This window comes from Burkholderia sp. IMCC1007, from assembly GCF_027257875.1.
Taxonomy (GTDB): domain Bacteria; phylum Pseudomonadota; class Gammaproteobacteria; order Burkholderiales; family Burkholderiaceae; genus Burkholderia.
On the sequence record NZ_JAPVQY010000023.1, the window covers coordinates 27,424 to 51,932 of the forward strand.

The following is a 24,509-nucleotide window of genomic DNA, read 5'->3' on the forward strand; positions in this document are numbered from 1 at the left end:
CTTCTCTCGAATGTTTTTTGTGTCGAGCAGCCCGGTAAGCCGCCCCCCGCCTCGATTGCGGCCGATAAGCCGAGGCGCTGGCCAATATACGCGAGCAGGCTGGCTTTGAAAAATGTGGAAATGTTTGGCGCGAAGTGGGTGCAGCGCACACCTTTCACCAATGCTTCGATTGACGAACCATTCAGTTTCAGTGGCCTTTCACCGCATGTCGCGTTTATCGCGAAGCACTAAAAATCCGCAGATCCCGCGCCATATCGGCAATCAAAATCACGCGGCTGCCGAGATCATTCAGTAAAGCGAAATAGACGGATTCGTCTAATGGATGCAGTCCGAAATGCGCGCGACACGAACGCGCTGCAGCGCACCAATGCTGCTTGGGCGACGGAACGGAGGATGGAGCGGCGCGCGTGCGCCGCTCACGGCATCACTGCGATTGCGGGAGTTCGGCCGCGCCCATCCGGCGGGCGATGACGGCCGCGCGCTGCGCCTGATAGGCCGAGCCGCGATGCGTGTCGAACCAGCGCGGCTTCGGCAGCATCACCGCGAGGCGCGCCGACTGCCATGCGCCGAGCCGGCTTGCGGGAATCTTGTAGTAATAGCGTGCGGCGGCCTCGGCGCCGTACACGCCGCGCCCCCACTCGACCGAATTCAGGTAGATCTCGAAGATCCGCTCCTTGTCGAGCACCGTCTCGAGCATCCACGTGATGATGAGTTCCTGCCCCTTGCGGATGTAGCTCTTCTCGCGCGACAGGAACAGGTTGCGCGCGAGCTGCTGCGTGATCGTCGAACCGCCCGCGACGATCCGGCCGCGCGCCTTGTTCTTCTCCCACGCCTGCAGGATCGCGTCGACGTCGTAGCCGTTGTTGGTCGCGAACGTCGAATCCTCGGACGCGATCAGCGCGCGCTTCAGGTTGCGCGAGATCTGGTCGTACGGCACCCACTGGTGCCGGATCTGCGCAGGCGGATTCTCGCGCGACAGCCACCATGCGTCGGTACGCATGAACGCGGTCGAACCGGGATTGATGAACGACCACAGCGCGATCTGCACGAGATAGAACAGTTGCGTCGCGAGCCACGCGCCCGCGAACACCGAACCCGCATAGACGATCCAGCGGGCCGGGCTCGCCGTCCGCGTGCGCTGCGCGTCGCTCACCGCCACCACCTGCCGCGCTCCGTTCAGTTCGCGGCGAGCGCCTGGCGCAGCGCCGCGAGCACCGGCGCGCCGTCCGGCCGCACGCCACGCCAGATGAAGAACGACTCGGCGGCCTGCTCGACCAGCATCCCGAGGCCGTCGGCCGTGCGTGCGCCGAGCGACGCTGCATGCTGCATGAACACGGTCGGCTGCGCGCCGTACATCATGTCGTACGCGAGCGTGCCCGCGCCGAACGCGGCCGGGTCGCATTCCGGCAGCGCCGCATCGAGGCTGCCGGCCGTCGCGTTGACGATCACGTCGTAGCGCTGCTCGCGCACCGCCTCCGGGCCGCCGCCCGCCAGCACGCACCCCGCATCGTGCGCGGCCTGCGTGAACTGGCCGACGAGCGTCTCGGCCTTGCTCGCCGTGCGGTTCGCGATCGTGATCGACAGCGGCGCGCGCTCGAGCATCGGCAGCACGACGCCGCGCGCGGCGCCGCCCGCGCCGAGCAGCAGGATGCGTGCACCCGCCAGCGACACGCCGAGATTCAGTTCGATGTCGCGCACGAGGCCGACGCCATCGGTGTTGTCGCCGTAGATGCGGCCGTCGGCGTCGATGCGCAGCGTGTTCACCGCGCCCGCTGCCGCCGCGCGCGGCGACAGCGTGTCGGCGAGCGCATGCGCGTCGAGCTTGAACGGCACCGTCACGTTCGCGCCGCGGCCGCCTTCGGCGATGAACGCGCGCACGGCGGGCTCGAAGCCGTCGAGCGGCGCGAGCCGGTGTTCGTAGACGATCGCCTCGCCGGTCTGCGCGGCGAACTGCGTGTGGATGAACGGCGACTTGCTGTGCGCCACCGGATTGCCGAACACTACATAGCGGTCGGCGCCGCCCGTCGATACGGCCGCGTTCATGATGCGCGCCCCTGGTCGCTGCCATTATCGGCGCCGCTGCCGCTTGCCGGATCGCCGCCTTCGGCCGCCGCGCCGTCCGACTCGGCCAGCGCTTCGGCTTCGGTTTCAGCCGACGCGTCTTCCGCATCGACCAGCGTGTCGTCGCCGCCTTCGGTCTCTTCCTCGTCGTCGGCCGCGTCACCGCTCGTGACCGTCGGCGCGTCGAGCACGTTCAAGAGGCGCACCGATGCCTCGATCGTCAGCTCGTCGAGCGACATCACGTCGAGCAGCACGCGGGTGCCGCGCGCATGCACGCCGAGCCCCGGCACGTGCAGCAGCAGCGGGATTTCCTCGAGGCGCACGAGATCGCCCTTCACGACGCTCGCGACGACCTGCTTCTTCTGCTCCTGCGCGAGCCAGCGCAGGCACCAGAAGTACTCCATCCGGCGCTGGTAGTCGGCGTAAGCGGTATAGGTGTCGTCGAAGCCCTGCACGACCGCGTAGAGATCGGCGTCCTTCGGCTTGAACGGTGCGGCGAGCTTGGCCGTCACGCCATGCTGCACGCACGCGAGCAGCTGCCACTGGTTCACGAGGTCGACGTAACGGCGCAGCGGCGACGTGCTCCATGCGTACTGCGCGACGCCGAGGCCTTCGTGCGGCGCGGCCGTCGTCTGCATCCGCGTGCGCTTCGGGCCCGGCGCGCCGAAGCCGCGCTGCGAGCGGTAGATGCCCGGCACCGTGTGATCGTGCAGGAACGCGCCCCACGTCGAGTTCGCGAGAATCGCGAGCTCCGACACGATCAGGTCGAGGGGCGAGCCGCGGCGACGCGGCGTGATCGACACGTGCTCGCCTTCGACGTAGAAGTTGTAGTCGGTGTTGCGCTGCACCTCGCGCTTCAGGCCGTAGCCCGCGCGCGCGACCTGGCGCTTCTCGAACAGCGCCTGCGCGAGCGGCCACAGCACGGCGATGTCGTCCTTGTGCGGGTAGTCGCCGGTGCCGGCCGCGAGCGTCTCTTCGGTGACGAGCTCGTCGAGCGTGTTGTGACGCAGGTTGTTCTTCACGTACACGAGCTCGGCGCGCGTCTCGTTCGCGACGATGTCCTGCGTTTCGCGGTTGACGATGATGTACAGCGACAGCGCCGGGCGGTAGTCGCCCTCTTTCAGCGTGAACACGTCGACGACGTCGTCCGGCAGCATCGTGATCTTGTCGCCCGGCATGTAGACGGTCGACAGGCGTGCGCGCGCGATCGCATCGACCGCGTCGCCGCGCACGATGCCGAGCGCCGGCGCCGCGATGTGCACGCCGATCCGCACGCGGCCGTCGGCCAGGTGCTCGACCGAGAACGCGTCGTCGATTTCGGTCGTCGTGATGTCGTCGATCGAGAATGCCTGGACGTCCGCGCGCGGCAGGTCGTCCGGCAGCGGGCCGACCGTGACGGGCGGAAAGCCCGTGCCGTGCGGGAAGAACTCCGCGAGGAAACGCGCCTCGTGCAGCGCACGCGGCGACGCGATGCCGCCGCAGTCGAGCATCAGCCGCGCCGGCGACACGCCGCGCGCGCCGGCCGCCGCTTCCATCGCCTTGTATTCGATCGAATTCTTGTCCGGCCGCGTCAGCAGCCCGAGCACCTTGCCGGCGAACGATTCCGGCAGCTTGCCGGCCTTCAGTTCCTCTTCGTACTGCGCCTGCACGAGCGCCTGCTGGCGCTTGCGCTCGAGCGCCGCGAGCGCCATCTTCAGCTGCTCTTCCGGCGCGCGCTGATACTGGCCGCGCCCCTTGCGGCGGAAGTAGACGGGCGAGCCGTGCAGCCGCAGCACGAGCGCCGCGCGCTCGACCGGGCCATAGGTCGCGCCGAAGTACTCGGCGGCCAGCGCCGTGTACGCGAACTCCTCGGCGGGCGCGCATTCCCACAGGAAGTCCAGATCGATCTGCTGCGCGGCAGTATCGGCTTCCTGCATCAGCTCGCCCGCGGCCGGCTTGTCGAATTCGATCAGCACGTCTTTAGCGCGTACCTTCGCGCGCCGCCCGCCGGGCAACTCGACCTGAAATGCGTCGCCCTGGCGCGACAGCACGCTGCCCGCCTTGAAACTGCCCGATTCCTCGAAGAAAACGTTCACTCAGTACTCTCGTTCAGACTGCCGGGCGCCGCATCGGCGGCGCCGCATGATGATGGGAATTCGATCGGCATGACGCCGGGTTCATGACGTTCTGTCGTCGCAAAAAGCGAGCACGTCGTCGACATAGTCGGCAAATTCGCTGATTCCGTGATCGCTGCCTTCGATCACGCGCGTCTTCGCGCCCGGGTAGTGGGCGAGCATCTCGCGGTAGTCGAGCACTTCGTCGCCGGTCGCCGCGAACAGATAGTAGCGTTCGGGCCGCGAAATCGCCGGCACGCGCAGCGCATCGAGTTCGTGCAGGTGCCGGCGCTCGACGATGATCGACCCGCCGCCATGCCACAGCGGCTGTTCGCCCAGATACTGTTCGAGATCGCGCTGCGGCACGATCGCCGGATTCAGCAGCACCGCCTTCCAGCCGTGCCGCTCCGCCAGCCAGGTTGCGTAGTAGCCGCCGAGCGAGCTGCCGATCACCGTCACGTCGCGCGCGCCGGCCACCTCGGCCTGGGCCACCGCGATCGCGTCGAGCGGCGACACCGACAGCGACGGGCAGCGCCACTCGCTCGTGCGGCCGAGCTCGGCCATCCGGGCAGCGAGCAGCCGCGACTTCTGCGACTCGGGCGACGAGCGGAACCCGTGCAGATACAGGATCACGCGCAGCTCCCGAGCGCATCGAGCAGCTTCTGGTGCACGCCGCCGAAGCCGCCGTTGCTCATCACGAGCACGTGGTCGCCCGGGCGCGCGGCTTCGACGACCGACTTCACCAGCAGATGCAGATCGTCGAACGCGCGCGCCTTGTCGCCGAGCGGCGCGAGCGCATCGCCGAGGTTCCAGCCGAGCGCGTCGCGCCCGGTCGGCGCGCCGTAGCCGAACACGAGATCGGCGTCGGCGAGGCTCGCCGGCAGTTGCGCCTTCATCACGCCGAGCTTCATCGTGTTCGAGCGCGGCTCGAGCACGGCGAGGATGCGCGAATGTTGGCGGCCGATTCGCGCGCGAAGGCCGGCGATCGTGGTTTCGATCGCGGTCGGATGGTGCGCGAAGTCGTCGTAGACGGTCACGCCGTCGACGCTGCCGCGCACTTCCATGCGCCGCTTCACGTTGCGGAACGATGCGAGGGATTCGGCCGCCTGCGCGGGCGGCACGCCCACGTGGCGCGCGGCCGCGATCGCTGCGAGCGCGTTCATCCGGTTGTGATCGCCCTGCACCTGCCACGCGACTTCGCCGACGCGCCCGGCGTGCGAATACACCGCGAAGCGCTCGTCGACCGGCACGCCGTCCTCGGCCGGCAGCGCCTGCCAGCCGCCGTCGACGCCGAAACGTTCGACTTCGCTCCAGCAGCCGCGCGCGAGCACGCGCTCGAGCGCGTCCGAGCGGCCGTTCGTGACGATGCGGCCGACGCCCGGCACGGTGCGCACGAGATGATGGAATTGCGTTTCGATCGCAGCGAGATCGGGGAAGATGTCGGCGTGATCGAATTCGAGGTTATTGAGCACCGCGGTGCGCGGCCGGTAGTGGACGAACTTCGAGCGCTTGTCGAAGAACGCGGTGTCGTATTCGTCGGCTTCAATCACGAAGAAGCTCGAATCGGTCAGCCGCGCCGATACGCCGAAGTTCAGCGGCACGCCACCGATCAGGAAGCCCGGGTTCAGCCCGGCGTCTTCCAGCAGCCACGCGAGCATCGACGACGTGGTCGTCTTGCCGTGCGTGCCCGCGACCGCGAGCACCCATTTGCCGGCCAGCACGTGTTCGCCCAGCCATTGCGGGCCCGACACGTACGGCAGGCCGCGATCGAGGATCGCCTCCATCAACGGGTTGCCGCGCGTGACGACGTTGCCGATCACGAACAGGTCGGGCTTCAGCTCGATCTGCTCGGCGCCGTAGCCCTCGATCAGCTTGATGCCCTGCGCCTCGAGCTGGGTGCTCATCGGCGGATAGACGCCCGCGTCGCAACCCGTCACCGTGTGGCCCGCCTCGCGCGCGAGCACGGCAAGACCGCCCATGAAGGTGCCGCAGATGCCAAGAATGTGGATGTGCATAGATGAATGCTTTCGCGCCGCCGGGCGCCGTCGATTCGGAAAGAGGTCTGCGGCGCGCCGGACAGGCCGTGCGGCCGACGCCCGGCCAACGCCTGGCAACGACTTTTGCCGCGACACAAAGACCGCCATTGTAACTGACGGCCTGCCGTGCCCGGCGGCCCGAACGATGGATCCGGAGCCCGGCGGCACCGCGGGCGGCACGCAGCCGCAGCGCGTTCGGGCATGGCAGCGATCGAGTATGATTGCCGGATCATGTCTCGCAAACCCCTTGTCGACCCGCGGCGCGCCCGCGAGGAAATCGCCCAGTCCGCCGCCCGCCTGATCGCGGAAGACGGCCTCGATTACGCCAGCGCCAAACGCAAGGCCGCGCGCCAGCTGTTCGGCGACGCGCGCGTTGCCGGCGAATGGCTGCCGGATAACGACCTGATCGAGGAAGAACTGCGCGAGTACCTCGCCCTGTTCCAGAGCGACACGCAACCGGACGAACTGCGCCGGCTGCGCGAAATCGCCCTCGACTGGATGCGCCGGCTCGCCGACTTCAATCCGTATGTGACGGGCGCGGTGCTGAACGGCACCGCGAACGCGCATTCGGACATCCATTTGCAGATATTCACCGACAACCCGAAGGACGTCGCGATCTACCTGCTGAACCAGAACGTTCAGTACGACGTGTCGGAGACGCGGCATTTCGCCGGTCGCGCCGACGTCGAGACGCTCAGCTTCCTGTGGCGCCCGCGGCGCGACGTCGATGCGATCGGCATTCACGTCGCGCTCTACGCAAGCGACGACCTGCGCGGCGCGGTCAAGGCCGACGCGCGCGGCCGGGTCGCCCGCGCGGACGCCGCCGCATTGCGCGCGCTCGTCGACGCAGGCAACGCCCCTTCCGAACCGGAATGATTCAACGATGATGATGAAACGCATGTTGGCGCTCGCGGTCGTCGCGGCCGCCGCCGTCGCCGGCGGGATCGCCGCCGGCCATTGGTTCCGCGGCAACAGTGCCGACGACGGTGTCGCCGTCGCCGCGCCCGCGCAAGGCAACCCGGTCGACCAGCTGTGGGCCGCGTCGCTCGCGGGCGTCGACGGCAAGCCCGCATCGCTCGCGTCGTTCAAGGGCCAGAAAGTCGTCGTCAACTTCTGGGCATCGTGGTGCGGCCCGTGCGTCGAGGAGATGCCGGAGCTCGTCGCGCTGTCGCATCAATACAAGCAGAAAGGGATCCGCTTCATCGGGATCGGCGTCGATTCCGAGCAGAACGTGAAGAACTTCCTGCAGAAGGTGAAGGTCGACTATCCCGTCTTCGTCAGCGGTTACGCCGGCGCAGATCTGACCCGAAATTTCGGGAATACCGCCGGCGCCCTGCCGTTTACGGTCGTCATCGACGAAACGGGCAAGATTCGCGAGACAAAATTAGGACAAATCCGACCGGCCGAGCTGAAAAAGACCCTCGACGCGTTGTGATCGCCCGGAACGGCCGCCGGCACGTTCGCGGCGATTTATGCGTGGATCGCCGCAATTTCACGTGAATTCGCCGATACTTTGCGTCCGCACCGGTAATTCTTGCAGGTCCGGCGCGCTCGGCCGTTCGGCAAAACTAGACAAATTTCTCTAAATAGCGCTAAAGTTCGCGCAATTCCGCAGAAATAGAAGCGACCATGACACGATTGCTGGTGCTGCACGGCCCCAACCTGAACCTTCTCGGCACCCGGGAACCGGAGGTGTACGGCCACGTCACGCTGGCGCAGATCGATCAGGCGCTCGCCACGCGTGCGCAGGAAGCGGGTGCCGACCTGTCGTCGTTCCAGAGCAACCATGAAGGCGCGCTGGTCGACCGCATCCAGGCCGCACGGCAGGAACAAACCGACTTCATCCTGATCAATCCGGCCGCGTATACGCACACGAGCGTCGCGATCCGGGACGCGATCGCCGGCGTCGGCATCCCGTTCGTCGAGATTCATCTGTCGAACGTGCATCGCCGCGAAGCGTTCAGGCACCACTCCTACTTTTCCGACCAGGCCGAAGGCGTGATCTGCGGGCTGGGCTGGAAAGGTTATCTGTACGCGCTCGAGTACGCGCTCGACAAGCTGCAAGGCGCGTCGCGCGGCTGATTTCGCGATCTCGATTCAGCGCCGGTCCCACCCGGCGCTTTCACGTATTGAAAGGGGAATTCCCGATGGATCTTCGTAAGCTGAAAACTCTGATCGACCTCGTTTCCGAATCCGGCATCTCGGAACTGGAAGTGACAGAGGGCGAAGGCAAGGTGCGTATCGTCAAGAATGCGCCGCCGGTCTATGTCCAGCAGACGGCCGGATTTGCCCCGCAGGTCAGCGCACCGGCCCCTTCGGCCGCGCTGCCGACCGAAGGCGCGGCGGCTGCGCCGGCAGGCGCTGCCGCGCCGGCCGCCCCGCAAGGCCACGTCGTGACGTCGCCGATGGTCGGCACGTTCTACCGCGCGCCGTCGCCGGGCGCGGATCCATTCGTCCAGGTCGGTGACACGGTCAAGGAAGGCCAGACCATCTGCATCATCGAAGCGATGAAGCTGCTCAACGAGATCGAGTCGGACAAAGCCGGCGTGATCAAGGAAATCCTCGTCGAGAACGGCCAGGCCGTCGAATACGGCCAGCCGCTTTTCGTGATCGGCTAAGCCCGCTGCGCGGCCCTGCGGCCGCGCGCCGCCGATGCTCGCCAGGCGCCGTTCGCGCGCCCCTCGAAGAGACGAATACTCGCTATGTTTGAAAAAATCCTCATTGCCAACCGCGGTGAAATCGCGCTGCGCATCCAGCGTGCGTGCCGCGAGCTCGGCGTCAAGACGGTGGTCGTCTACTCGGAAGCCGACAAGGAAGCCAAGTACGTGCGCCTCGCGGACGAAGCCGTCTGTATCGGCCCGGCCCCGTCGAATCTGAGCTACCTGAACATGCCGGCGCTGATCAGCGCCGCGGAAGTCACCGATGCCGAGGCGATCCACCCCGGCTACGGCTTCCTGTCGGAGAACGCCGATTTCGCGGAACGCGTCGAGCAGTCCGGCTTCACGTTCATCGGCCCGCGCCCGGAAACGATCCGCATGATGGGCGACAAGGTCACCGCGAAGCAGACCATGATCAAGACCGGCGTGCCGTGCGTGCCGGGTTCGGAAGGTGCGTTGCCGGACGATCCGAAGGAGATCGTGAAGATTGCGCGCACGATCGGCTATCCGGTGATCATCAAGGCAGCAGGCGGCGGCGGCGGCCGCGGGATGCGTGTCGTGCACACCGAGGCCGCGCTCGTGAACGCGGTCAACATGACCCGCGAGGAAGCCGGCCGTGCGTTCGGCAACCCGCAGGTGTACATGGAGAAGTTCCTCGAGAACCCGCGCCACATCGAAATCCAGGTGCTGTCGGATGCGCACAAGAACGCGATCTGGCTCGGCGAGCGCGATTGCTCGATGCAGCGCCGTCACCAGAAGGTGATCGAGGAAGCGCCGGCACCCGGCATTCCGCGCCGCCTGATCGAGCGCATCGGCGACCGCTGCGCGGACGCGTGCAAGAAGATGGGCTACCTCGGCGCCGGCACGTTCGAATTCCTGTACGAGAACAACGAGTTCTACTTCATCGAGATGAACACGCGCGTGCAGGTCGAGCACCCGGTGTCGGAGATGATCACGGGCGTCGACATCGTGCAGGAACAGATCCGCATCGCGGCCGGCGAGAAACTCGCGCTGCGCCAGCGCGACATCCAGTTCCGCGGCCACGCGATCGAATGCCGGATCAACGCGGAAGATCCGTTCAAGTTCACGCCGTCGCCGGGCCGGATCACGTCGTGGCATACGCCGGGCGGCCCCGGCGTGCGCGTCGATTCGCATGCGTACAATGGTTATTTCGTGCCGCCGAACTATGATTCGATGATCGGCAAGCTGATCACCTACGGCGCAACGCGCGACCAGGCAATCCGCCGGATGCGCATCGCGCTGTCGGAAATGGTCGTCGAAGGCATCCAGACCAACATCCCGCTGCACCGCGAGCTGATGATCGACTCGAAGTTCGTCGAAGGCGGCACCAGCATCCACTACCTCGAACACCGGCTCGCCCAGAAGCAGCAGGTCGCACCGGAAGAAGCGTAAAGCATGAGCTATCGCGAACTCGTCGTCGAACTGGCCCGTGAGCACGCGGAGGCGCTGTCCGACGCGCTGCTCGAACTGGGCGCGCTGTCGGTTTCGGTCGAGGACGCCGACGCCGACACGCCCGACGAACAGCCGCTCTTCGGCGAGCCGGGCCTCGTGCCGGACCGTACCGCGTGGCAGCACTCGCGCGTGGTCGCGCTGCTGTCGCCCGATCACGAGCCGGCCGTGCTGCTCGCGGCGGCCGCGAACGAAATCGGCGTCGCCGAGACGCCGAAGTTCGTCGTGCGCGAAGTCGAGGAGCAGGACTGGGTGCGGCTCACGCAGTCGCAATTCGAGCCGATCCCGATCGGCGAGCGGATCTGGGTCGTGCCGTCCTGGCACGACGCACCCGATCCCGACGCGCTGATCCTCGAACTCGACCCCGGTCTCGCATTCGGCACCGGCAGCCATCCCACCACGCGCCTGTGCATGGAATGGCTCGAGCAGTCGGTGAAGCCCGGCCAGTCGGTGCTCGACTACGGCTGCGGCTCGGGCATTCTCGCGATCCTCGCGCAGAAATGCGGGGCGAACCCCGTCGTCGGCATCGACATCGATCCGCAGGCCGTCGAATCGGCCCGGCAGAACAGCGAACGCAACCGTGCGGAAGTCACGTACGGGCTGCCCGACGCATGTCCGTCCGGCGAGTTCGACATCGTCGTCGCGAACATCCTGTCGAACCCGCTGAAGCTGATGGCGTCGATGCTCGCGTCGAAGGTGAAACCGGGTGGCCGCATCGCGCTGTCGGGCGTGCTCGCGCGCCAGGCGGACGAAGTCGCGGCCGTCTACGCGCGCTACGTCGACATCTCGGTCTGGCGCGAACACGAAGGTTGGGTATGCCTCGCCGGAACCCGGCGGGAAAGCCATTAGAATAGCGCTGTCCCTCACTCTGGCCAGCAGGCCGCCCGGCTCGACATGCTTCTTGCGACGCGCTGCCCTCATTGCGAAACCGTCTTCCGGCTGCAGCAGGAACAGCTCTCGCTGCATGACGGGCTCGTGCGCTGCGGGCACTGCCAGCAGGTCTTCAACGCATCGCAATCGCTCGTTCCCGAGCAGGCGCCGCAGCCCGAGCCGACGCAGCAGCCCGAGCCGGCGCAGCAGCCCGAGCCGGCGCAGCAGCCTGAGCCGGCCCTGAGCAAAGCGGCACCGGCCGAGCCGGCTGCCGCCGACACGCCACACGACGCCGCGCCCGCGCGGCTCTTCACCGTCGATGCGCCCGCCGAACCGGCAACCGATGCCGACTACAAGCCGGAAGGCTGGGACATGTGGGCGCCGTGGCTCGACGCTGCCGTCGATCCGTCCTTGCAGCACACCGTGCAGACCGTGCGCACCGAACCGCTGGTGCCGGTGGCACTGCCGGCCACAGAGGCCGGCGTCGTTCACGTGGCCGGCACGCCCGCGCCGACCGCGCCCACCGCTGCCGAACCGCACGCTTTCACGTCCACCGCTCGACCGGCCGAACCGGAGCCGACTCCGCACGCTTTCACGTCCTCCGCTCAACCGGCCGAACCGGAGTCGACGCCGCACGCTTTTGCGTCCTCCGCTCAACCGGCCGAGCCGGAGTCGACTCCGTATGAAAGCCGTGAGTCGTCCGTACCGTCGGCCGAGCACGACCCGCGCGAACCGCGCTTCGTCTCCCGCACCCCGCCGGCGACGGATGCACGGGTTGCCGCCGATGCGGCCGAGCCGTTCGCCAATGCGCACTTCGTCGCGCCCAACGACGAACACGCGCCGCGCGAACCGCGCTTCGCATTCAAGCCGGTGCAAGCCGGGCCGGAACCGGACACCCACGCGCACGAACGAGCCGCTGCGCCGGGAGCGGCCGCCGCCGAGCCAGCGGCCCAACCAGCCGCCCAACCGGCCACCCCGTTCCCCGCCGCGCTGACCGACGACGACCGCCCGCCCTTCGCCGTCACCCGCGAGACGCCCGCGCCGCGGCAACGCGCGGTCATCGGCGGCTTCTTCGGCGGGCTCGTCGCCGCCGCGCTCGCGGTGCTGCTCGTCGCGCAACTCGCATGGTGGCAGCGTGAAGCGCTGATGATCCATTGGCCCGTCACGCTGGGCTGGTTCCGGCACGCGTGCGCGCCGCTCGGCTGCACGGTCGCGCCGCCGCGCGCGATCGCCGGCCTGCGGCTCGACGCGACCGACCTGCGTCAGGTCGACGGCCCGCGCGTGCTGGAACTGAAGGTGCCGCTGACGAACCGCTACCGCGTCCCGCTCGCGTACCCGTCGCTCGAGCTGACGCTGCTCGACGACACCAATCACGTGACCGTGCGCCGCGTGCTCGCGCCGCGCGACTACGTGCGCCCGGGCACGCCGATCGACGCCGGGCTGCCGCCCGGCACGACGCAGACGATGATCGTGCGTCTCGACACGAACGGCGCGCCCGCCTCGAATTTCCGCGTCCAGATCTTCTATCCGTGACGCCCCGCGGCGCGCGCATGCGCGCCGTCTCAACCCGCGCGCCCAAGGGGCGCGCTATTTCGGAGCACGAACATGAGCAAAGTTACGCTGGGTGGCAACCCGATCGATCTCGCCGGCACGTTCCCGGCCGTCGGCTCGCAAGCGCCCGATTTCAAGCTGGTCGGCAAGGACCTCGCCGACGTGTCGCTCGCCAGCTTCGCCGGCAAGCGCAAGGTGCTGAACATCGTGCCGAGCCTCGACACGCCGACCTGCGCGACGTCGACCCGCAAGTTCAACGAAGCCGCATCGTCGCTCGACAACACGGTCGTGATCGTCGTGTCGGGTGACCTGCCGTTCGCCGCCACCCGCTTCTGCACGACCGAAGGCCTGTCGAACGTCGTGACGGCGTCGACCTTCCGCGGCGGCCGCGCATTCGCGAACGCGTACGGCGTCGACGTGACGAGCGGCCCGCTGAACGGCCTGACCGCACGCGCGGTCGTCGTGCTCGACGCGCAGGACAAGGTGATCCACGCGCAACTCGTCAGCGAGATCAAGGACGAGCCGAACTACGACGCAGCACTCGCCGCACTGAAGTAATCCGCTGCCGCCCGGTGCTGCCGCGAGGCCCGACGGGCCCTTCGCGCCGGCCGGGCGGCCGCCTCCCTTTGCCCTCTACAGGAACGCACGCCTTGACTACGCTGATTTGCGGCTCGCTCGCCTACGACAACATCATGACCTTCGAAGGCCGGTTTCGCGAGCACATCCTGCCCGACCAGGTTCACCTTCTCAACGTGAGCTTCCTCGTGCCGACGATGCGTCGCGAATTCGGCGGTTGCGCGGGGAACATCGCTTACGCACTGCACATGCTCGGCAGCGATGCGCGCATCATGGCGACCGTCGGCGCGAACGACGCGGACCGCTATCTCGAGCGCCTCGACGCCCTCGGCCTGTCGAAGGCGAGCGTGCGCGTGGTGCCGGAAGCGCACACCGCGCAGGCGATGATCACGACCGATCTCGATAACAACCAGATCACCGCATTCCACCCGGGCGCGATGATGCAGTCGCATCTGAACCGCGCGGACGAAGTATCGGGCGTGAAGCTCGGCATCGTCGCGCCGGACGGCTTCGACGGGATGGTGCAGCACGCCGAGCAATTCGCGAAGGCCGGCATCCCATTCATCTTCGATCCGGGCCAGGGCCTGCCGCTGTTCGACGGCGCGACGCTGCGCCGCATCATTGAACTTGCGACCTTCGTCGCGGTCAACGACTACGAAGGCAAGCTCGTCAGCGACAAGACGGGCTGGTCCGAACAGGAAATCGCCAGCCGGGTTCAGGCGTTGATCATCACGCGCGGCGAGCACGGCGCTACCATTCTTCACAAGAACGGCGAAGAACAGATTCCGGCCGTGCAGGCGGAGCGCGTCGTCGATCCGACCGGTTGCGGCGACGCCTTCCGGGGCGGCCTGCTGTACGGCATCGAAAATGGCCTCGACTGGGCAACCACGGGCCGCCTCGCGAGCCTGATGGGCTCGATCAAGATCGCCCACCAAGGGCCCCAGACTTACGCACTGACGCGCGCCGAAATCGACGCGCGCTTCGAGGCTGCCTTCGGTTACAGTCTCAAATGAATATTGTGGGAGAGCACAGATGTTGACGAACAAAACCCTCACGCTCGCGGCCATGCTGACGGCCACGCTGACGCTGGCCGGCTGCTTCACGGCGCCGGGTTCGGCGGACGTCTATAGCGTCGGCCAGGCACAACGCGAGCAGACGGTCCGCATGGGCACGGTCGAGAGCGTCCGCGCGGTGCGCATCCAGTCCGACGGCGGCGGCAGCGCGGTCGGCACGCTCGGCGGCGGTGCGCTCGGCGCAGTCGCCGGCAGCGCGATCGGCGGCGGCAAGGGGTCGATCCTGACGGCGATCGCCGGCGGTCTCGTCGGCGCGGTCGCGGGCAACGCGGTCGGCGAAAACCTCAGCACGGCGAACGGTGTCGAAATCACCGTGCGTCTCGACAATGGCGACCTGCGCTCGATCACGCAGGCCGCGAGCGGCGAAATGTTCCGCGCGGGCGAGCGTGTGCGACTGCTGTCGAGCGGCGGCGTCACGCGCGTCACGCACTAACGAGCATCCTCAGCACGCGGCGCAAGCCGCGGTCGAACGCATGTGCGAAGCTGCACATGCGTTTTTTTTCGTCCGTACGCGGCCGCGCCGGCCGGCACATGGGCGCAGCAACACGGACGAAAAAAATCCCGCCATCCAAGCCAGATGGCGGGACCGATTGAGTAGCGCTACTCAACCCGCGGACACCACGCGAGTGTCCGGGTAGTACTGGTCAGTCGCGATTACGGGCGGCTGCCGGTCGGGAACGGCCATGCCGCTGCCGGGTTGAGCGCGGTCTTCGCGCCCGATGCCGGCGCGACCGATGCGGTCGACGCGGTGGTTGCCGGTGCAGCCTTCTTCACGACGGCCTTCTTCGGAGCAGCAGCCTTCTTCGCCGGTGCGGCAGCCTTCGGAGCAGCAGCAGCCTTCGGTGCAGCGGCAGCCTTCGGTGCAGCAGCGGCCTTCTTCGCAGGGGCAGCCTTCTTCGCAGCAGCCTTCTTCGCAGCAGCCTTCTTCGCAGGCGCGGCCTTCTTCGCAGCCGCCTTCTTCGCCGGTGCGGCCTTCTTCGCAGCAGCCTTCTTCGCCGGTGCGGCCTTCTTCGCAGCAGCCTTCTTCGCCGGTGCGGCCTTCTTGGCTGCAACCTTCTTCGCTGCGGCCTTCTTCGCCGGTGCGGCCTTCTTCGCGGCTGCCTTCTTCGCCGGTGCGGCCTTCTTCGCTGCAACCTTCTTCGCTGCAACCTTCTTCGTTGCGACCTTCTTGGCTGCAACCTTCTTCGCTGCGGCCTTCTTCGCCGGCGCTGCCTTCTTCGCGGCAACCTTCTTCACCGCGACCTTCTTCGCAGCAACCTTCTTCACTGCAGCGGCCTTCTTCGCCGGAGCCGCAGCCTTCTTCGCAACGGTCTTCTTGGCAGCAGCCTTCTTAGCAGCCGGTTTTTTCTTGGCAGTAGCCATGTTGTTCTCCTTCAGGTTCAGATGAGAGTCAGTTCAAACTACACCCTTCGTCAAAACCCGCTTCCCGCGGACGCTGTTCAGCACGTGCGCTTCGAAGCGGGCTATTCATCGGCGTACGCGGATACCGCGCGCTTACGCTAATGAATACGGTATGGCGCGCGTGACCCCATGGCCTCGCGCGCCAAATCAAGTCGGTAGCCGGCGCACCCCGCGCCGCCACCCCTAATCGCTTGATCAAGCGGACCGCCACACGGCCGTCCGCTTTTTCCGGAGGGAAGTTTGCCCATCCCACTGAAGGGTTCGCAAAGTGCCGATCATGTCGTTGGGCCGTTAAGGCACCGGGCATGCTTTGCATCAGGCGTTCTTGCTCCTAAACCTTGGGCCGGGGCCGAGAGGCCGCCGGCTGCTCACATCATGTGACGGGTTCGCTGCTGCGGGTTATTCCCAGGACAGCGCGCCGCCCGTCTGATACTCGATCACTCGCGTCTCGAAGAAGTTGCGTTCCTTCTTCAGGTCGATCATCTCGCTCATCCACGGGAACGGGTTTTCCTCGTTCGGGTACAGCGGATCGAGGCCGATCTGCTGGCAACGGCGGTTGCTGATGAAGCGCAGGTAGCTCTTGAACATCGACGCGTTCAGACCCAGCACGCCGCGCGGCATCGTGTCCTCGGCGTAGCGGTATTCGAGTTCGACAGCCTGCTTGAACAGCTCGCGGATCTCCGCGCGGAATTCCGCGGTCCAGAGATGCGGGTTCTCGAGCTTGATCTGGTTGATCAGGTCGATGCCGAAATTGCAGTGCATCGACTCGTCGCGCAGGATGTACTGATATTGCTCCGCAGCACCCGTCATCTTGTTCTGGCGGCCGAGCGCGAGGATCTGCGTAAACCCGACATAGAAGAACAGGCCTTCCATGATGCAGGCGAACACGATCAGCGACTTCAGCAGCTTCTGATCCGCTTCGAGCGTGCCGGTCTTGAAGGCCGGGTCCGTCAGCGTGTGGATGAACGGGATCAGGAATTCGTCCTTCGCGCGGATCGACGTGACCTCGTGATACGCGTTGAAGATCTCGCCTTCGTCGAGACCGAGCGATTCGACGATGTATTGGTACGCGTGCGTGTGGATCGCTTCCTCGAACGCCTGGCGCAGCAGGAACTGCCGGCACTCGGGCGCCGTGATGTGGCGGTACGTGCCGAGCACGATGTTGTTCGCGGCGAGCGAATCGGCCGTCACGAAGAAGCCGAGGTTGCGCTTCACGATGCGGCGCTCGTCCTCGGTCAGACCGTTCGGGTCCTTCCACAGTGCGATGTCGCGGGACATGTTGATTTCCTGCGGCATCCAGTGGTTCGCGCAACCGGCCAGATACTTTTCCCACGCCCACTTGTACTTGAACGGCACCAGCTGATTGACGTCAGTCTGGCCGTTGATGATGCGCTTGTCGGCGACATTGACCCGCGCTTCGGAACCGCCAGCGGGAACAGCCGATGCTTGCGGCGGCACCGCGAGATCGCCTTCGAAAATGTCACGGACTTGTTGGGCGGCAGGCGCTGCAGCCTGCATTCCGACAGCCATCCCGGCGGACGTGCGCAACGCGTTTTGCTGCGCTCCGCTCGCGGGGGTTACGGCAGTCTTCTCGTCATCCCAGTTGAGCATAAATTCTCACCATCAATTTAGAACGGTTTGTACCATCTTTTCCTGAGCGATAAAAGGGCTCGCTCACGAAAAATCCTTTTTTCGATTCGCGTTGCGACCTCGATACAACACTTTGAGCAACGCATCGTCGTTCATGCAGAGCGCGACGTGTGTCGCGCATGTATCGCGAGGTGCGCTCGACGCATCGAACGCTGATCGAAACGCGACGCGGTCGCGGATGTTTCGATCGCCGGGCTGTGACTGCAACGCAGATGCCGCGTTACAGATTCCTTATCATTTTTTTAGTTGAGAGCGGCGCACACTTCAACCTCGATCGGTCGTCGTGCGCGCCGCTCGAACCTGCTGCAGGTCAACGCGCGCCGCGTTACTGGCAAGCTTCGCACTCGTCGAAGCCCGGATCGCCCGGACGCATCGTGCACACCGGACCGTCTGCTTCGACCGGTGCAAGCGCCGCTGCCGCATTGACCGCACCCGACGATGCATCGCCGCCCGCCGCACCGAAGCCGCCTGCCGCGCCTTGCGCGCCGCCGCTGCTCGAACCGCCCGTCGGCACCGCGTTCAGCGCACCGTGTGCGACCGTCGACTTCTCGACGTGCGTCGCCGCCATCGTGCGGAGGTAGTAGGTCGTCTTCAGGCCGCGCAGCCATGCGAGCTTGTAGACCTCGTCGAGCTTCTTGCCCGACGCGCCGCCCATGTAGATGTTCAGCGACTGCGCCTGGTCGATCCACTTCTGGCGACGCGATGCCGCTTCGACCAGCCACGTCGGATCGACCTCGAACGCGGTCGCGTAGATCGCGCGCAGGTCGGCCGGGATGCGGTCGATGCGCGACAGCATGCCGTCGAAGTACTTGAGGTCGGCGACCATCACTTCGTCCCACAGCCCGCGTTCCTTCAGGTCGCGGACGAGGTACTCGTTGACCACCGTGAATTCGCCCGACAGGTTCGACTTCACGTACAGGTTCTGGAAGGTCGGCTCGATGCATGCCGACACGCCGATGATGTTCGAGATCGTCGCCGTCGGCGCGATCGCGACGCAGTTCGAGTTGCGCATGCCGTGCGCGGCGATCCGCGAACGCAGCGTCGTCCAGTCGAGCGACTCCGACGTGTCGACCTCGACGTAGCCGCCGCGCGCTTCCGTCAGCAGCTTCAGCGTGTCCTGCGGGAGGATGCCGCGATCCCACAGCGAGCCGCGGTAGCTCGAGTAGCGGCCGCGTTCCTCGGCCAGCTCGGTCGACGCGTAGTACGCGTAGTAGCAGACCGCTTCCATCGAACGATCGGCGAACTCGACCGCCTCTTGCGACGCGTACGGCGTGCGCAGCAGGTGCAGGCAGTCCTGGAAGCCCATGATGCCCATGCCGACCGGGCGGTGCTTCAAGTTCGAGTTACGCGCCTTCGGCACCGCGTAGTAGTTGATGTCGATCACGTTGTCGAGCATGCGCATCGCGACGCTGATCGTGCGCTTCAGCTTGTCGTGGTCGAGCGCGTAGCTGCCGTCCGCCTGCTTCACCAGGTGGGCAACGAGGTTCACCGAGCCCAGGTTGCACACCGCGATTTCGGTGTCGCTCGTGTTCAGCGTGATTTCCGTGCACAGGTTCGACGAGTGGACGACGCCGACGTGCTGCTGCGGCGAGCGCACGTTGCACGGATCCTTGAACGTGATCCACGGGTGGCCCGTCTCGAACAGCATGCCGAGCATCTTGCGCCACAGCTGCTGCGCCGGGATCTTCTTGAACAGCTTGATCTCGCCGCGCGCAACCTTGTCTTCGTAAGCCGTGTAAGCCGCTTCGAACTCCGCGCCGAACTTGTCGTGCAGGTCCGGGCAGGTCGACGGCGAGAACAGCGTCCAGTCGGCGCCTTCCATCACGCGCTTCATGAACAGGTCGGGAATCCAGTTCGCCGTGTTCATGTCGTGCGTACGGCGACGATCGTCACCGGTGTTCTTGCGCAGCTCGAGGAACTCCTCGATGTCGAGGTGCCACGATTCGAGGTACGCGCACACCGCGCCCTTGCGCTTGCCGCCCTGGTTCACCGCGACGGCCGTGTCGTTCACGACCTTCAGGAACGGCACCACGCCTTGCGACTTGCCGTTCGTGCCCTTGATATGCGAGCCGAGTGCGCGCACGCGCGTCCAGTCGTTGCCGAGGCCGCCGGCGAACTTCGACAGCAGCGCGTTTTCCTTCAGCGCTTCATAGATGCCGTCGAGATCGTCCGCGACCGTCGTCAGGTAGCACGACGACAGCTGCGAGCGGTGCGTGCCCGAGTTGAACAGCGTCGGCGTCGAGCTCATGAAGTCGAAGCTCGACAGCACGTTGTAGAACTCGATCGCGCGCGTTTCGCGGTCGATCTCGTTCAGCGACAGGCCCATCGCGACGCGCATGAAGAATGCCTGCGGCATTTCGATGCGGGTGCCTTCGACGTGCAGGAAGTAGCGGTCGTACAGCGTCTGCAGGCCGAGGTAGCCGAACTGCAGGTCGCGGTTCGCGTCGAGCGCTTCGCCGAGACGCTTCAGGTCGAACTGCAGCAGCTTGTCGTCGAGCAGGCCGGCGTCGACGCCGCGCTTCAGGAACTGCGGGAAGTATTCGGCGTAGCGGGTCGACATCTCCGACTGCACGACTTCCTCGCCGAGGATCTCGCGACGGATCGTGTGCAGCAGGATGCGGGCGGTGACCTGGCTGTACGCCGGATCCTTTTCGATCATCGTGCGCGCCGCGAGGATCGCCGAGTCGTAGACCTGGCTCATCGGCACGCCGTCGTACAGGTTCTTCACCGTCTCCGCGACGATCGGGTCAGGGTTAACCGCAGCGCCGAGGCCGTCGCATGCCGACACGATCAGCGCGCGCAGTGCGTTCAGGTCGAGCGGGCGCGTGACGCCGTTGTCGACGACGTTGATGCCGGTGCTCGACTCGCCGCCTGCTGCCGCTGCTTCCTCGCCCGCATGCTGGCGCTCGAGGTGACGCTTCTCGCGATACAGCACGTACGCACGCGCGACGTTGTGCTCGCCGCCGCGCATCAGCGCGAGTTCGACCTGATCCTGGATGTCTTCGATATGGAACGTACCGCCGTTCGGACGGCTGCGCACGAGCGCGCGCACGACGTTGTGCGTCAGCTGCTCGACGAGTTCGCGCACGCGCGCCGATGCCGCGCCCTGCCCGCCATTGACGGCCAGGAAAGCCTTGGTCACCGCGATCGCGATCTTCGAAGGCTCGAACGACACCACGCTGCCGTTGCGGCGGATCACCTTGTAGTCGGCGAACGTGGCTTGCGGCGCGAGGCCCTGCGCGCCCTGTTCGGTCCCGCCGAGCGGACGGCTCGAGGCGCTCTCGTACTGGGAGGTCGCGTTGTCGGTGGTTTGCATATGCAAAGCTCCTGGTGTTGGATGGTGCGGAGAGAACCGCGGATTAAAACGAACGCTGCGCAATGCGGTGCGCAAGCGGTAAGAGGCGAGCGATGCGTCGGGGAAACCGGTGCGGCCGATGCGCGACAACCGATCCGGTCGTGTGCTTCGTCATGTGTACCCTGCCCCGTCGAAGTTCGCTGCGCTTGATCGCGACGCCCGGACCGCCGGGCCTGATGCGCCGCCTGAGAACTCTGCCCGCCGGCGTTGCCCGCCGGCCGGTGCCGCTCGGGTTTCCCCTGCGACACACACTATATCTAGTACAGAACTACTCAACCGGCACCAAGTATAGTGGACATTCGGACGAGGTCAAAACGGAGAATTTGCGCGGAAGCTATTGACATCACCCTCGCCGCCCGGACGGGCAGATGTGACAAGGCATTGGTCGAAAAATTCTTTTTTCGCTGCCTCGAAAACCCTGCGCTCAGTGCTGACGGAAAGGAAAGTATCCGGCGGAAAAGCCGGCATCGCCCGCGAAGCGTTGCCAATCGAAGTGCGGGCCCGGGTCGGTCTTGCGGCCCGGCGCGATGTCGGAATGCCCGGCCACCGCATCGACCGGATAGTGCGCGGCAAGCGTGCGTGCGAGCACGCCGAGCGTCGCGTACTGCGCGGCGTCGAACGGCACGTCGTCCGCGCCTTCGAGCTCGATGCCGATCGAGAAGTCGTTGCAGCGCGGCCGACCGAAGAACTCCGACGCGCCCGCATGCCACGCGCGCTCGTCGCACGACACGAACTGCACGAGTTCGCCGTCGCGGCGGATCAGGAAGTGCGCGGACACGCGCACGTCGCGCAGGTGGCTCTGGTAATAGGGGTGCGCATCGCAATCGAGGCGATTCAGGAACAGCGCCTCGATCGCGTCGCCGCCGAATTCGCCGGGCGGCAGGCTAATGTTGTGCACGACCACGAGCGTCGGCACCGCGCCCGCGGGCCGCGCCTCGAAATTCGGCGACGGCGCATGGCGCGCTTCGCGCACCCAGCCGTTCGCGTCGACCGACAGCAGCGGTGCGTCGCTCATCGCGCGTCGGAGCCGGTGCGATGGCGCTGCGCGTGCTCGGTGCTGCAGAAATACTCGCCGTCCGACGCGACGGCTTCGCCCTTCGGCGCATGCACGCCGCATTCGGCACAGCGCACCATCGGTTCGGGCAGCGAGCGCACATCGCCGTTGGCGCGGCCCGCACCGGCGCCGCCGTGACCGGGCGCGCCGTCGTGGCCGGCGCCGCGGCCGGTGCGCGCCTGCGCGTGCTCGTGGGCCTGGCGCAGCTTGCGCGCGATCCACGAACCCGCGAAGAAGAGAAGAATCAGGAGAAGAATCTGTCGCATCGGAAACCTGCCGTTCAAACCACTGAGCGGTGCAGCAGCACCTCGAAAACGAACCGGCTGCCGACATACGCGAGCAGCAGCGCGGCGAACGACACGAGCACCCAGCGCGCGGCGCCGCGCCCGCGCCAGCCCGACGTCTTGCGCGCGACCAGCAGGCCGCCGAACATCAGCCACGACAGCACCGCGAATACGGTCTTGTGGTCGAGCCGCAGCGCGCGCGCATCGACCTGCTCGCTGAACAGGATTCCCGATGCGAGCGTCAGCGTGAGCAGCACGAAGCCCGCGCCGATCAGTCGGAACAGCAGCTTCTCGAGCGTGAGGAGCGGCGGCAGCGTTTCGAGCCAGCTCGCGATCCAGCCGGTCGAGCCGCCGCGTCCGCCGCTTCGCAGCGACTGCAGGCGCCGCTCGACCATCAGCATCAGGACCGCGTGCAGTGCGGCGATCGCAAAGAGGCCGTACGCGATGTTCGCGATCAGGAAGTGCATCTTGAACAGCGGCGCTGCGGCATAAGGCAGCACCCGCACGCCGCCGAACACGAGCGGCAGCAGCGACGCGACGCACGCGAGCGGCAGCACGAGCAGCCGCAGGCTGTCGAGCGGAAAGAAGAAGCTCTCGATCCAGTAGATGCCGGCGCCGAGCCAGAACATCGCGGACAGCGCGAACGCGAAGCCGAAGATCATCGCGTCGTTCGGGAAGATCGTCATGTGCAGCAGCACGCCGTGCGCGACGAGCGCGGCAAACAGCAGCGCGCGGCCGGCTCCGCTCATCCCCGACGCGGCGGACGCAGGCACCGGCACGGCCGGCACGCTCGCGACGAGTGGCGTCGCGCCCTGGCGATGCGTGCGCCAGCCTGCGACGGCAAGGCCGCCGTACAGGAATGCGGTGAGGGCATACAGTACAATATCCATGTTCGAAGTTTACACTAGGCCCCCTTCCCGCGACGGCTCCCTTTGTTCGGTTCCGTTGCGCCTTCGGGCCCCCACTGTCCAACGCTCCCCATGCTCGACAATCTCACTCAACGGATGGCGCGCGTCGTCAAGACGCTGCGCGGCGAAGCCCGGCTCACGGAGGCGAACACCCAGGAGATGCTCCGCGAGGTGCGTCTCGCGCTGCTGGAGGCCGACGTCGCACTGCCCGTCGTCCGCGAATTCATCGCCAAGGTCAAGGAAAAGGCGCTCGGCGAGGAAGTGATCAGCAGCCTGTCGCCGGGCCAGGCGCTCGTCGGCGTGGTCCAGAAGGAACTGACCGCGGTGATCGGCGGCGACTACGAAGGCAAGGCCGCCGAGCTGAACCTCGCGGTCACGCCGCCCGCCGTGATCCTGATGGCCGGCCTGCAGGGCGCCGGCAAGACCACGACCGTCGGCAAGCTCGCGAAGCTGCTGCGCGAGAAGTACAAGAAGAAGGTGCTGACGGTGTCGTGCGACGTGTATCGCCCGGCCGCGATCATGCAGTTGAAAACGGTGACCGAACAGGTCGGCGCCGACTTCTTCCCGTCCACGCCGGACCAGAAGCCCGTCGACATCGCGATCGCCGCCGTCGACTGGGCGAAGCGTCACTACCACGACGTGCTGCTCGTCGACACGGCCGGCCGTCTGGGTATCGACGAGGCGATGATGCAGGAAATCGCCGCGCTGCACGGCACGCTGAAGCCGGCCGAAACGCTGTTCGTCGTCGACGCGATGCTCGGCCAGGATGCCGTCAACACCGCGAAGGCGTTCAGCGATACGCTGCCGCTCACCGGCGTCGTGCTGACCAAGCTCGACGGCGATTCGCGCGGCGGTGCCGCGCTGTCGGTGCGTCACGTCACGGGCAAGCCGATCAAGTTCGTCGGCGTCGCAGAAAAGCTCGACGGCCTCGAGGTGTTCCACCCGGACCGGATGGCGAACCGGATCCTCGGCATGGGCGACATCCTCGCGCTCGTCGAGGAGGCGCAGCGCGGCGTCGATGTCCAGGCCGCGCAGAAGCTCGCCGACAAGGTGAAGAAAGGCGGCGACTTCGACCTGAACGATTTCCGCGCGCAGATCTCGCAGATGAAGAACATGGGCGGCCTGTCGTCGCTGATGGATAAACTCCCCGCGCAGTTCCAGCAGGCGGCGGCCGGTGCCGACATGGGTCAGGCCGAGAAGTCGATCCGCCGGATGGAAGGGATCATCAGCTCGATGACGCCCGCCGAGCGCGCGAAACCCGAAATCATCAAGGCGACGCGCAAGCGCCGCATTGCAGCCGGCGCGGGCGTGCCGGTGCAGGAAGTCAACCGGATGCTGAACCAGTACGACCAGATGCGTACGATGATGAAGAAGCTGAAGGGCGGCAACATGCAGAAGATGATGCGCGGCCTGAAGGGCATGATGCCCGGCATGCGCTGATTTCGCCCGTCGGCCGGCGCGCGGGTTTTT

Annotated in this window: 23 protein-coding genes; 11 read left to right on the top strand and 12 right to left on the bottom strand. The window is 66.5% G+C overall.

The window, feature by feature from the left end; genetic code table 11:
* Nucleotides 1–424 precede the first annotated feature (424 nt).
* The 5 genes from mtgA to mpl all read right to left on the bottom strand — a co-directional run bounded on the left by mtgA (nucleotide 425) and on the right by mpl (nucleotide 6,298).
* The gene (mtgA, locus tag O1Q03_RS20260) at nucleotides 425–1,162 is read right to left on the bottom strand and encodes a monofunctional biosynthetic peptidoglycan transglycosylase (RefSeq protein WP_269505705.1); all 738 of its coding nucleotides are present in this window, start codon (nucleotides 1,160–1,162) and stop codon (nucleotides 425–427) included.
* Between the two features lie 14 nt (nucleotides 1,163–1,176).
* Nucleotides 1,177–2,043 (bottom strand): shikimate dehydrogenase, encoded by an 867-nt coding sequence (gene aroE / locus O1Q03_RS20265; RefSeq protein WP_269505706.1) that lies wholly within the window; start codon nucleotides 2,041–2,043, stop codon nucleotides 1,177–1,179.
* Nucleotides 2,040–4,136, bottom strand: coding sequence for a ribonuclease catalytic domain-containing protein (locus O1Q03_RS20270; protein WP_269505709.1), 2,097 nt, complete (start codon nucleotides 4,134–4,136; stop codon nucleotides 2,040–2,042). The genes aroE and O1Q03_RS20270 overlap by 4 nt, the downstream gene beginning before the upstream one ends.
* Before the next feature lie 81 nt (nucleotides 4,137–4,217).
* Entirely contained in the window at nucleotides 4,218–4,787 is a 570-nt protein-coding gene (locus O1Q03_RS20275) for a YqiA/YcfP family alpha/beta fold hydrolase (protein ID WP_269505710.1), read from the bottom strand.
* The gene (mpl, locus tag O1Q03_RS20280) at nucleotides 4,784–6,298 is read right to left on the bottom strand and encodes a UDP-N-acetylmuramate:L-alanyl-gamma-D-glutamyl-meso-diaminopimelate ligase (protein ID WP_442865816.1); all 1,515 of its coding nucleotides are present in this window, start codon (nucleotides 6,296–6,298) and stop codon (nucleotides 4,784–4,786) included. Before mpl ends, O1Q03_RS20275 begins: the two co-directional genes overlap by 4 nt.
* Nucleotides 6,299–6,421: 123 nt before the next feature.
* Between mpl and O1Q03_RS20285 the strand changes: the two genes are divergently transcribed.
* The 10 genes from O1Q03_RS20285 to O1Q03_RS20330 all read left to right on the top strand — a co-directional run bounded on the left by O1Q03_RS20285 (nucleotide 6,422) and on the right by O1Q03_RS20330 (nucleotide 14,820).
* Nucleotides 6,422–7,066 carry a UDP-N-acetylmuramate--alanine ligase gene (locus tag O1Q03_RS20285; protein WP_269505712.1) on the top strand — a complete coding sequence of 215 codons (645 nt, stop codon included), beginning with the start codon at nucleotides 6,422–6,424 and terminating at the stop codon, nucleotides 7,064–7,066.
* A 7-nt stretch (nucleotides 7,067–7,073) separates the two neighbouring features.
* On the top strand, nucleotides 7,074–7,625 hold the full coding sequence (locus O1Q03_RS20290; RefSeq protein ID WP_269505713.1) for a TlpA family protein disulfide reductase: 552 nt from the start codon (nucleotides 7,074–7,076) through the stop codon (nucleotides 7,623–7,625).
* Between the two features lie 194 nt (nucleotides 7,626–7,819).
* Nucleotides 7,820–8,272 (top strand): type II 3-dehydroquinate dehydratase, encoded by a 453-nt coding sequence (gene aroQ, locus O1Q03_RS20295; protein WP_269505714.1) that lies wholly within the window; start codon nucleotides 7,820–7,822, stop codon nucleotides 8,270–8,272.
* A 65-nt stretch (nucleotides 8,273–8,337) separates the two neighbouring features.
* Nucleotides 8,338–8,808, top strand: coding sequence for an acetyl-CoA carboxylase biotin carboxyl carrier protein (gene accB / locus O1Q03_RS20300; RefSeq protein WP_269505715.1), 471 nt, complete (start codon nucleotides 8,338–8,340; stop codon nucleotides 8,806–8,808).
* Between the two features lie 84 nt (nucleotides 8,809–8,892).
* A complete protein-coding gene (accC, locus tag O1Q03_RS20305; protein ID WP_124827195.1) occupies nucleotides 8,893–10,260 on the top strand; it encodes an acetyl-CoA carboxylase biotin carboxylase subunit in 1,368 nt (455 codons plus the stop codon).
* Nucleotides 10,261–10,263: 3 nt separating this feature from the next.
* Nucleotides 10,264–11,166 (top strand): 50S ribosomal protein L11 methyltransferase, encoded by a 903-nt coding sequence (prmA, locus tag O1Q03_RS20310; RefSeq protein ID WP_269505719.1) that lies wholly within the window; start codon nucleotides 10,264–10,266, stop codon nucleotides 11,164–11,166.
* Between the two features lie 45 nt (nucleotides 11,167–11,211).
* The gene (locus tag O1Q03_RS20315; protein ID WP_269505721.1) at nucleotides 11,212–12,720 is read left to right on the top strand and encodes a DUF3426 domain-containing protein; all 1,509 of its coding nucleotides are present in this window, start codon (nucleotides 11,212–11,214) and stop codon (nucleotides 12,718–12,720) included.
* Between the two features lie 72 nt (nucleotides 12,721–12,792).
* Entirely contained in the window at nucleotides 12,793–13,296 is a 504-nt protein-coding gene (gene tpx, locus O1Q03_RS20320; protein WP_269505723.1) for a thiol peroxidase, read from the top strand.
* Nucleotides 13,297–13,388: 92 nt separating this feature from the next.
* The gene (locus O1Q03_RS20325) at nucleotides 13,389–14,327 is read left to right on the top strand and encodes a carbohydrate kinase family protein (protein ID WP_269505725.1); all 939 of its coding nucleotides are present in this window, start codon (nucleotides 13,389–13,391) and stop codon (nucleotides 14,325–14,327) included.
* Nucleotides 14,328–14,346: 19 nt separating this feature from the next.
* The gene (locus O1Q03_RS20330; RefSeq protein ID WP_269505727.1) at nucleotides 14,347–14,820 is read left to right on the top strand and encodes a glycine zipper 2TM domain-containing protein; all 474 of its coding nucleotides are present in this window, start codon (nucleotides 14,347–14,349) and stop codon (nucleotides 14,818–14,820) included.
* Nucleotides 14,821–15,041: 221 nt separating this feature from the next.
* Here the strand turns inward: O1Q03_RS20330 and O1Q03_RS20335 are convergent, their stop codons facing one another.
* The 7 genes from O1Q03_RS20335 to O1Q03_RS20365 all read right to left on the bottom strand — a co-directional run bounded on the left by O1Q03_RS20335 (nucleotide 15,042) and on the right by O1Q03_RS20365 (nucleotide 23,021).
* Complete coding sequence (locus O1Q03_RS20335; RefSeq protein WP_269505728.1) at nucleotides 15,042–15,749, bottom strand: histone H1-like repetitive region-containing protein; 708 nt, start codon at nucleotides 15,747–15,749, stop codon at nucleotides 15,042–15,044.
* Nucleotides 15,750–15,777: 28 nt separating this feature from the next.
* Nucleotides 15,778–16,104, bottom strand: coding sequence for a hypothetical protein (locus O1Q03_RS20340; RefSeq protein WP_138848273.1), 327 nt, complete (start codon nucleotides 16,102–16,104; stop codon nucleotides 15,778–15,780).
* Nucleotides 16,105–16,187: 83 nt separating this feature from the next.
* Nucleotides 16,188–17,399 (bottom strand): ribonucleotide-diphosphate reductase subunit beta, encoded by a 1,212-nt coding sequence (locus O1Q03_RS20345; RefSeq protein WP_269505733.1) that lies wholly within the window; start codon nucleotides 17,397–17,399, stop codon nucleotides 16,188–16,190.
* Nucleotides 17,400–17,763: 364 nt separating this feature from the next.
* Entirely contained in the window at nucleotides 17,764–20,754 is a 2,991-nt protein-coding gene (locus O1Q03_RS20350; protein WP_269505735.1) for a ribonucleoside-diphosphate reductase subunit alpha, read from the bottom strand.
* Between the two features lie 463 nt (nucleotides 20,755–21,217).
* Entirely contained in the window at nucleotides 21,218–21,808 is a 591-nt protein-coding gene (gene ampD, locus O1Q03_RS20355; RefSeq protein WP_269505737.1) for a 1,6-anhydro-N-acetylmuramyl-L-alanine amidase AmpD, read from the bottom strand.
* A complete protein-coding gene (locus tag O1Q03_RS20360) occupies nucleotides 21,805–22,113 on the bottom strand; it encodes a PP0621 family protein (protein WP_269505739.1) in 309 nt (102 codons plus the stop codon). Before O1Q03_RS20360 ends, ampD begins: the two co-directional genes overlap by 4 nt.
* A 14-nt stretch (nucleotides 22,114–22,127) precedes the next feature.
* Nucleotides 22,128–23,021, bottom strand: coding sequence for a cytochrome C assembly family protein (locus O1Q03_RS20365; RefSeq protein ID WP_269505741.1), 894 nt, complete (start codon nucleotides 23,019–23,021; stop codon nucleotides 22,128–22,130).
* A 90-nt stretch (nucleotides 23,022–23,111) separates the two neighbouring features.
* Between O1Q03_RS20365 and ffh the strand changes: the two genes are divergently transcribed.
* Nucleotides 23,112–24,479, top strand: a complete 1,368-nt coding sequence (gene ffh, locus O1Q03_RS20370; protein WP_175687051.1) for a signal recognition particle protein — start codon at nucleotides 23,112–23,114, stop codon at nucleotides 24,477–24,479.
* The last annotated feature ends 30 nt before the right edge of the window (nucleotides 24,480–24,509 follow it).

Bases quoted from the DNA above. Each gene is read 5' to 3' on its own strand.
- aroQ (WP_269505714.1), top strand. From the start codon at position 7,820: ATGACACGATTGCTGGTGCTGCACGGCCCCAACCTGAACCTTCTCGGC.
- O1Q03_RS20350 (WP_269505735.1), bottom strand. From the start codon at position 20,754: ATGCAAACCACCGACAACGCGACCTCCCAGTACGAGAGCGCCTCGAGC.
- ampD (WP_269505737.1), bottom strand. From the start codon at position 21,808: ATGAGCGACGCACCGCTGCTGTCGGTCGACGCGAACGGCTGGGTGCGC.
- accC (WP_124827195.1), top strand. From the start codon at position 8,893: ATGTTTGAAAAAATCCTCATTGCCAACCGCGGTGAAATCGCGCTGCGC.
- O1Q03_RS20330 (WP_269505727.1), top strand. From the start codon at position 14,347: ATGTTGACGAACAAAACCCTCACGCTCGCGGCCATGCTGACGGCCACG.
- prmA (WP_269505719.1), top strand. From the start codon at position 10,264: ATGAGCTATCGCGAACTCGTCGTCGAACTGGCCCGTGAGCACGCGGAG.
- mpl (WP_442865816.1), bottom strand. From the start codon at position 6,298: ATGGCGGTCTTTGTGTCGCGGCAAAAGTCGTTGCCAGGCGTTGGCCGG.
- accB (WP_269505715.1), top strand. From the start codon at position 8,338: ATGGATCTTCGTAAGCTGAAAACTCTGATCGACCTCGTTTCCGAATCC.
- O1Q03_RS20345 (WP_269505733.1), bottom strand. From the start codon at position 17,399: ATGCTCAACTGGGATGACGAGAAGACTGCCGTAACCCCCGCGAGCGGA.
- O1Q03_RS20335 (WP_269505728.1), bottom strand. From the start codon at position 15,749: ATGGCTACTGCCAAGAAAAAACCGGCTGCTAAGAAGGCTGCTGCCAAG.
- tpx (WP_269505723.1), top strand. From the start codon at position 12,793: ATGAGCAAAGTTACGCTGGGTGGCAACCCGATCGATCTCGCCGGCACG.
- O1Q03_RS20340 (WP_138848273.1), bottom strand. From the start codon at position 16,104: ATGCAAAGCATGCCCGGTGCCTTAACGGCCCAACGACATGATCGGCAC.
- O1Q03_RS20290 (WP_269505713.1), top strand. From the start codon at position 7,074: ATGATGATGAAACGCATGTTGGCGCTCGCGGTCGTCGCGGCCGCCGCC.
- O1Q03_RS20360 (WP_269505739.1), bottom strand. From the start codon at position 22,113: ATGCGACAGATTCTTCTCCTGATTCTTCTCTTCTTCGCGGGTTCGTGG.
- O1Q03_RS20315 (WP_269505721.1), top strand. From the start codon at position 11,212: ATGCTTCTTGCGACGCGCTGCCCTCATTGCGAAACCGTCTTCCGGCTG.
- ffh (WP_175687051.1), top strand. From the start codon at position 23,112: ATGCTCGACAATCTCACTCAACGGATGGCGCGCGTCGTCAAGACGCTG.
- O1Q03_RS20365 (WP_269505741.1), bottom strand. From the start codon at position 23,021: ATGGATATTGTACTGTATGCCCTCACCGCATTCCTGTACGGCGGCCTT.
- O1Q03_RS20285 (WP_269505712.1), top strand. From the start codon at position 6,422: ATGTCTCGCAAACCCCTTGTCGACCCGCGGCGCGCCCGCGAGGAAATC.
- aroE (WP_269505706.1), bottom strand. From the start codon at position 2,043: ATGAACGCGGCCGTATCGACGGGCGGCGCCGACCGCTATGTAGTGTTC.